Annotated in this window: 1 protein-coding gene; it reads left to right on the forward strand. The window is 45.0% G+C overall.

Annotated elements, in window-relative coordinates:
• Positions 1 to 831: SDR family oxidoreductase (locus tag A3757_RS02165; RefSeq protein WP_197469661.1), on the forward strand; the 831-nt coding region annotated here is incomplete at both ends.

Genomic DNA, 831 nt, shown 5'->3' on the forward strand with positions numbered 1-831 from the left:
TATAAACGAAAAGTCCCACGCAATGCACAAGGTCACTATCTAGTCGAAGGTTTAATCCATTCACTACAAGACAGAATCGCACGCGCATTTTTGCCCTCAAGCACGAAAGAAGAACAAAAGAACGCCTTGGTTGACCTGGGGATCGAGCAAGCCCATCGCTACGGCTGGAATGACACTTATACCTTCACAAAGTGGCTTGGCGAGCAGCTACTAATAGAGAAACTAGATACGAGCTCTCTTGTCATACTTAGACCTTCAATTATCGAAAGTACACTTCGTGCGCCAGTACCTGGGTGGATTGAAGGCATAAAAGTTGCCGATGCCATTGTATTTGCCTACGCTCGTGGAAAAATCTCTTACTTCCCTGCTGACCCGCATGCAGCAATGGACATTATTCCCGCAGACTTAGTCGCTAATAGCGTTATTCTGTCCATGACCAAAGCACTGAAGTCACCCGGCGAAACAAACATTTACCAATGCTGCAGCAGCTCATCTAACCCGGTGACAGTTGCTGAACTAAAGCGCGCAATGGTCGATGAAGCCCAATCAAACTACAAGGCCTACCCAAAGCTGTTTAAGGCTAAAAAGCCTTCGAAAGAATTTACCTTTGTCTCTAAGTCTGTCTTTGAAGCATCGATGAAAGCAGCTCAAGTGCCGCTGGATATATTGCAAGACGTTCGATCAAAAATCGGCTTTAAAAAACGCAAAAACCGCATGCACAAGAATATAGATACAGCCTTAACCTTGTCGACCACGTTTTCTTTTTATGGTTTTCCCAAATACCGCTTTCATAATGGCAAGCTACTAGCCTTAGCTGAAGAGCTAGGCGAA

Source organism: Oleiphilus sp. HI0117, assembly GCF_001635235.1.